Source organism: Streptomyces tricolor (genome assembly GCF_002155905.1).
Taxonomy (GTDB): Bacteria; Actinomycetota; Actinomycetes; order Streptomycetales; family Streptomycetaceae; genus Streptomyces; species Streptomyces tricolor.
This window is the reverse complement of record NZ_MUMF01000084.1, coordinates 1-6,415: the sequence shown is the minus strand read 5'-3', so window position 1 is coordinate 6,415 and position 6,415 is coordinate 1. Positions and strand designations below refer to the sequence as shown.

General features: G+C 74.7%; 5 protein-coding genes. 1 reads left to right on the top strand and 4 read right to left on the bottom strand.

Going from position 1 to position 6,415, the window contains the following annotated elements:
* Positions 1–1,026 (top strand): MFS transporter (locus CCN44_RS07190; protein WP_086697156.1); only part of this gene is annotated, 1,026 nt, incomplete at its 5' end.
* Here the strand turns inward: CCN44_RS07190 and CCN44_RS07185 are convergent.
* From CCN44_RS07185 to CCN44_RS07170, 4 genes are all read right to left on the bottom strand, one after another.
* Positions 978–1,982, bottom strand: coding sequence for an adenosine deaminase (locus CCN44_RS07185; RefSeq protein WP_086697155.1), 1,005 nt, complete (start codon positions 1,980–1,982; stop codon positions 978–980). The genes CCN44_RS07190 and CCN44_RS07185 overlap by 49 nt on opposite strands.
* 20 nt (positions 1,983–2,002) lie before the next feature.
* The gene (locus tag CCN44_RS07180) at positions 2,003–2,908 is read right to left on the bottom strand and encodes a ribonuclease Z (RefSeq protein ID WP_059249486.1); all 906 of its coding nucleotides are present in this window, start codon (positions 2,906–2,908) and stop codon (positions 2,003–2,005) included.
* Positions 2,909–2,914: 6 nt separating this feature from the next.
* Positions 2,915–3,268: a histidine triad nucleotide-binding protein gene (locus CCN44_RS07175; RefSeq protein ID WP_059249487.1), complete on the bottom strand. Its 354-nt coding sequence runs from the start codon at positions 3,266–3,268 to the stop codon at positions 2,915–2,917.
* Between the two features lie 95 nt (positions 3,269–3,363).
* The coding region (locus tag CCN44_RS07170) for a S41 family peptidase (RefSeq protein WP_086697154.1) at positions 3,364–6,415 on the bottom strand (3,052 nt) is incomplete at its 5' end.

Sequence of the window (6,415 nt, the reverse complement as noted above, 5' to 3'; positions counted from 1 at the left end):
CTCGCCGCCCTCGGTTACGGCGGGGCCGCCCTCACCGGCGCGGTGCCGGCCGTGGTCGCGGGCGCGGTGCTCGGCGGCTTCGGATCGGGCACGGTCACGGCGGTCGCCGTGAGCGGCATCGCCGCCGTGGGGATCCCCCCGCGCGAGGGCGTCCGGGCGCGGGGGAGCGACCCGCACCGGGTCACCACCCTGGGCCTGCTCGGTGTCTCCGCCCTGGCCGGCGCGCTGTACCTGACGATCCCCCGCCTCGGCCCCGGCCACGGCCTCCCCCTGGCCGCGCTCGCGCTGACCGCGCTCGCCGTCCTTCCCCTCACCGGCCGCCTGCCCGGTCGTACGGCCCCGGCCCGCGCCGTCACCGGATACGACCGGCTCCCCCACCCCCGGTCCGGACTTCTCCTGGCCGCCGCGATGCCCTTCTGGTCCCTCGCCCAGAACGCCCTGTGGGGTGTCAGCGGCCGGATCGGCCTCGGCCAGGCCCGGCTCGGCGAGGTCACCGTCGGCGCGGTCTTCGCGGTCGCGCTGGGCGCCGGCCTCCTCGGGGTCGTGGGCGCGGGCGCGCTCGGCCCGCGCCTGGGCCGGGCGGTGCCCATCGGCGCCGGTACGGCCCTCATCGCGGGCTGCGTCATGCTCAGCTCGGCGGCGACGGACCTGACGGCGTTCGCGGCGGGCGAGATCGCCTGGAACCTGCTCTACCCGGTCGTGCTGTCGTACGTCATCGCGCTGGCCGCCTCCCTGGACCCGCGGGGCCGCTGGACGGTCCTGGTCGGCTCGGCGTCCGCGCTGGGGACGGCGGCGGGCCCGCTCACGGGGAGCGTGCTGGCGGCCTGGGCGGGCTTCCCCGCGATGGGGCGGGTCCTCGGCGCCGTTCTGCTGCTGATCGCCGTGCCGATGACGGCGGTGGCCCTGCGGGCCGGCAGGCGCCCCCTGCCGGTGGTGGACATACCGGTGGAGACGCCCGCCGTGCCCGCTCGGTGGGACTACGACACGGCGTCCCCGAACTCGTACGCGTCGACCTCGGCCAGGTAACGGGCCCTGCGCTCCTCGTCGTCCTCCAGGAAGGAGGCGAGGAAGGAGTTGCGGGCCAGTTCGCGGAGCCGGTCCTCGCCGAGGTGCAGGGTCTCGCGGACGGCGGCGAAGTTGTCCCCCGCGTACCCGCCGAAGTACGCCGGGTCGTCGGAGTTGACCGTGCACAGCAGACCGGCGTCGAGCATGGCCGGCAGCGGGTGGTCGGCCAGGGTGTCCACGGCCCGCAGGCGGACGTTGGACAGCGGGCACAGGGTCAGCGGAACCCGCTCCCGGACCAGCCGCTCGACCAGCGCCGGGTCCTCCATGCAGCGCAGACCGTGGTCGACGCGCTCCACGCCCAGCACGTCCAGCGCCTCGGTGATGTACTCCGGCGGCCCCTCCTCACCGGCGTGCGCGACCCGGCGCAGCCCCAGCGCGGCGGCGGCCTCGTACACCTCCCGGAACTTCACCGGCGGATGCCCGACCTCGGCGGAGTCCAGGCCCACCCCGGTGATCCGGTCCAGGTACGGCCGCGCGGCCTGAAGGGTCGCGAGCGCCGACTCGGCGGACTCGTCGCGCAGGAAGCACATGATCAGTCTGGTGGAGACGCCGTGGCGCGCCTCGCTGCTGCCCAGCGCCCGCCACAGCCCCTCCACGACCGTGCCCATGGCCACGCCCCGGGCCAGGTGGGCCTGCGGGTCGAAGAAGATCTCCGCGTGCCGCACACCCTGGGCGGCGGCCCGGGCCAGGTAGGCGTCGGCCAGGTCGGCGAAGTCCTGTTCGGTGCGCAGGACGGCCATCAGCTCGTAGTAGAGGTCCAGGAAGGACTGGAGGTCCTCGAACCGGTAGGCCTCGCGGAGGGCGTCGGTGTCCGCGTACGGCAGGGTCACGCCGTTGCGCGCGGCCAGCTCGAACGCCAGCTCCGGCTCCAGGGTGCCTTCGATATGGAGGTGCAGTTCTGCTTTCGGGAGGGGCATCAAAGCATCGTACGGGTGCTTTACCGCCGTTTCGGAACCGGCACCCGCAGCAGGTCGTAGGCCACGGTCAGCTCTCCCTCGAACCCGGCCGCCCGCGCCTGCCGCTCGAACTCCTCGGGGTCGGTGTAGCGCTGGCTGAAGTGGGTCAGGACGAGATGCCGCACGCCGGCGTCCCGGGCGACGGCGGCGGCCTGCCCCGCCGTCAGGTGCCCGTGCTCCACGGCCAGTTCGATGTCCTCGTCGAGGAACGTGGACTCGATGACGAGCAGGTCGCAGCCCTCCGCGAGCGCGTGCACGCCGTCGCAGAGCCGGGTGTCCATGACGAACGCGAACCGCTGCCCGCGCCGCACCTCGCTGACGTCCTCCAGCGTCACGTCCCCGAGCCGGCCCTCGCGCTGGAGGCGGCCCACGTCCGGGCCCTTGACGCCGAACGCGGCGAGCCGGTCGGGCAGCATGCGGCGGCCGTCGGGTTCGATCAGCCGGTAGCCGTAGGACTCGACGGGGTGCGAGAGCCTGCGGGCCTCCAGGGTGTACGACCGGGTCACCGCGAGGATGCCGTCGGCGGCGACCGGGGCCTCGGTGACGCCGACCGTCTCCCGGTAGGCGGTCGCGTAGCGCAGGCGGTCGAAGAAGCGCTGACCGGAGCGCGGGTAGTGCGCGGTGACCTCGTGCGGCACCTGGTCCAGGTTGATCCGCTGGATGACGCCCGCGAGGCCGAGGCAGTGGTCACCGTGGAAGTGGGTGACGCAGATCCGGTTCAGGTCGTGGGCGGCGACCCCGGCGCGCAGCATCTGCCGCTGTGTGCCCTCGCCGGGGTCGAACAGGATGCCCTCGCCGTCCCACCGCAGCAGGTAGCCGTTGTGGTTGCGGTGCCGGGTCGGGACCTGGCTGGCGGTGCCGAGCACCACGAGTTCACGGACGGACATGCCGAGTTACCCGGGCGGCCACTGGAGGCCACGGCCGCCGAGGACGTGGGCGTGGGCGTGCCAGACGGTCTGGCCGGCGCCGGAACCGGTGTTGAAGACGAGGCGGTAGCTGTCGAGCCCCTCCTCGTCGGCCACGGCCTTGGTCTCGGCGAGGACGTCCGCGGCCGCCTGCGGTGCTTCGGCGGCGAGGGCCGCGGCGTTCTCGTGGTGCGCCTTGGGGATCACCAGGACGTGAGTGGGGGCCTGGGGGTTTATGTCCCGGAAGGCCAGGGTCGTCTCCGTCTCGCGGACGATCGTCGCCGGGACCTCCTTGGCAACGATCTTGCAGAACAGGCAGTCGTCCTGCGGTTCGCCGGCCATCGCGTGTGCCTCCTCACGCTGGTGATCAATACCGGTGCATCGTAGTCGTTCGGGTGCGGGCCGGTGGGGGTTCAGCGCGCACTTCCCCGCGCCCCTCAGGCCGGCAGGCCAGGCGGAGTTTTCGCCGGCTGCTCCTCCAGTGCCTCCAGCGCGAGCCTGATGGCCGCGTCCAGCTGTGCGTCTGTGCCGGATGCCCAGTCCTGGGGGCGTTGGACGACCTCCACGTCCGGGTCCACCCCGTGGTTCTCCACGTCCCACCCCACGCCCTCCAGCCAGATCGCGTACTTCGGCTGGGTGACCAGCGTGCCGTCGACCAGGTGGTAGCGGCTGTCGATGCCGATGACACCGCCCCAGGTGCGAGTGCCGACGACCGGGCCGATGCCGAGGGCCTTGATGGCCGCGTTGACGATGTCGCCGTCGGAGCCGGAGAACTCGTTGGCGACGGCGACGACCGGGCCGCGGGGCGCGTCCAGCGGGTAGCTGGTGGGGCGCATCCCGCGCGCCAGGTCCCAGCCGATGATCCGGCGGGCCAGTTTCTCCACGACGAGCTGGGAGGTGTGGCCGCCGCGGTTCTCCCGGACGTCGACCACCAGGCCCTCGCGGGCCACCTCGACGCGCAGGTCGCGGTGGATCTGGGCCCAGCCGGGGGCCTGCATGTCGGGGACGTGCAGGTAGCCGAGGCGGCCGGCGGAGGCCGCGTGGACGTGGGCGCGGCGGTCGGCGACCCAGGCGTGGTAGCGCAGGGGTTCCTCGTCGGCGATGGGGACGACCACGGTGTGGCGGGGTTCGCCGCCGCCGGCCGGGGAGACCGTCAGCTCGACAGGGTGGCCGGCGGTGCCGACGAGCAGCGGGCCGGGGCCGGTCACCGGGTCCACGGGGTGGCCGGCGACCGCGATGATCGCGTCGCCGGGGCGGACCGCGACCCCGGGCGCGGCGAGCGGGGAGCGGGCGTCCGGGTCGGAGGTCTCCGCCGGGAGGATCCGGTCGATGCGCCAGCTGCCGTCCTCGTGGCGGGAGATGTCGGCGCCGAGCAGGCCGTGCCGGGCGCCGCCGGAGCCGCCGCGCGGGGTGACGTAGGCGTGCGAGGTGCCGAGTTCGCCGTGCACCTCCCAGAGCAGGTCGACCAGGTCGCTGTGGGTGGCGAGGCGCCCCAGGACGGGGCGGTAGCGGTCGAGGACGCCGGTCCAGTCGACGCCGCCGAGGTCGGCGCGCCAGAAGTGGTCGCGCATGAGGCGGCCGGTCTCGTCGTACATCTGCCGCCACTCGGCGGCCGGGTCGACGGTCTGCCGGATCCGGGCGAGGTCGACGGTGACGCTGGTGTCGCCGTCGTCCTCGCTGCCGGTGCGGCGGTCGCTGGGTACGACCCGGAGCCGGCCCTCGCTCCACAGCAGGACGCGTTTGCCGTCGCCGCTGACCTCGAAGTGGTCGGCGGCGGAGGCGAGGTGCTCCAGGCGGCGCTGCGCGAGGTCGTAGCGCTCCAGGTCGGTGTGCGGGTCGGGGTCCTCGGGGTGGGCGCGGGCGGCGCCGAGGACGCCCTCGACGGGGTGGTGCAGCCAGAGGACGCCGTCCTTGGCGGCCCGCAGGGTGGAGTAGCGGCCGGCCTCCACCGGGAACGGCACGATCCGGTCGGCGAGCCCTTCGAGGTCGATGCGGGTGGCGGGGGTGCCCTCGCTGTCCGGGGTCTCGTCCTTGTCGGGGGTCTCGAAGGGGCGGCCGTGGCGTTGCGGGCCGAACGGCGAGGGGGTGGTGGCGGCCAGGGTGATCAGGTGCGGGCGGGCGCCGACGACGAACGCGAGGTCGAAGACGTGCTCGTCGTAGACCGGGTCGAAGGCACGGTTGGAGAGGAACGCGAGGTGTTTGCCGTCGAGAGTGAAGGCGGGCGCGTAGTCCTGGAAGCGCAGCGGGGTCGCCTCGGTGACCGAGATGTCGGTGGTGTGGGCGAGGCGCAGCTGGGAGAGCGGGCGGGGCCCGGGGTGGGCCCAGGCGAGCCAGGCCGAGTCGGGCGAGAAGGCGAGCCCGGAGACCTCACCGTCGTCGCTGCGGTCGACCTCGCGGACCTCGCCGGTCTCCCGCTCGACGAGCAGCAGCCGGCCGTCGTGCGCGGCGACGGCGGCCCGGCTGCCGTCGGGTGCCATGGCCAGCTCCAGGACCCGGCCGAGTTCTCCGGCGGCGAGCCGGCGCGGCGGGGCGCCGGGCACGGTGCCGGTCGCGGGGGCGAACTCCAGGGCGTCCTCGCCCTCGGCGTCCGTCACCCACACCACCCACTCCTCGCCCTCGGCGCGGAAGGCGCGCGGCATCCGGGCGCGGACGCCGGGGGTGGCGGCCAGGGCGCGGGCGGGACCGGAGCGGTGGGTGACCCAGTGGATCCCGCCGCGCACACAGACCGCGCTGCCGCGCGCGGTGTGGTCGGGGGACGCCTCGCCCAGCCAGTGCGCGGCGTTGACCTGGTACGGCCGCAGGTCGACGCGCGGTCCGCCGAGCCGTACGTCCAGCCGGCGCGGCTCGGCGCCCTCCAGGTCGTCCAGCAGCCAGAGTTCACCGGCCGAGCTGTAGACGACCCGGGTGCCGTCGCCGGCCGCCTGCCGGGCGTAGAAACCGTCGAGAGCGGTGTGCCGGCGCAGGTCGGAGCCGTCGGCGAGGGAGGAGTAGAGAGCGCCGGTGCCCTCGTGGTCGGAGAGGAACGCGATCCGGTCCCCCACCCACACCGGGCACTCGATGTTCCCGTCGAGATCCTCGTGCAGCCGCACGAACTCCCCGGCGCCTTCCTCGCCTTCGGCGGCCCGGTCGATCCACAGCTTGCCCGCCGTACCGCCGCGGTAGCGCTTCCAGTGGGCGGCCTCGCGGCCCATCGGCACGGACAGCAGCACGGTGGCCGGGCCGAAGGCCACCGCGCCGACCGGGCCGTACGGCAGGGTCTCGGCCGGTCCGCCGTCCAGCGGCACGGCGTGCGCCCAGCTGTGCCGGGAGCTGGGCCGGCCCTGCGCGCCGAGCACGAGCACCCGCCCGTCGGGGGTCCAACCGCGCACCTCGGTACGGCGGTTGCCCCAGTACGTCAGCCGCTCGGCGGGACCGCCGTCGACCGGGGCGACATGCACCTCGGGGGCGCCGTCCCGGGTCGAGGTCCAGGCCAGGTGCCGGCCGTCCGGC

What these genes read in the sequence shown, in the direction of transcription:
- CCN44_RS07185 (WP_086697155.1), bottom strand. Translation starts at nt 1,982, where the DNA reads ATGCCCCTCCCGAAAGCAGAACTGCACCTCCATATCGAAGGCACCCTG.
- CCN44_RS07180 (WP_059249486.1), bottom strand. Translation starts at nt 2,908, where the DNA reads ATGTCCGTCCGTGAACTCGTGGTGCTCGGCACCGCCAGCCAGGTCCCG.
- CCN44_RS07175 (WP_059249487.1), bottom strand. Translation starts at nt 3,268, where the DNA reads ATGGCCGGCGAACCGCAGGACGACTGCCTGTTCTGCAAGATCGTTGCC.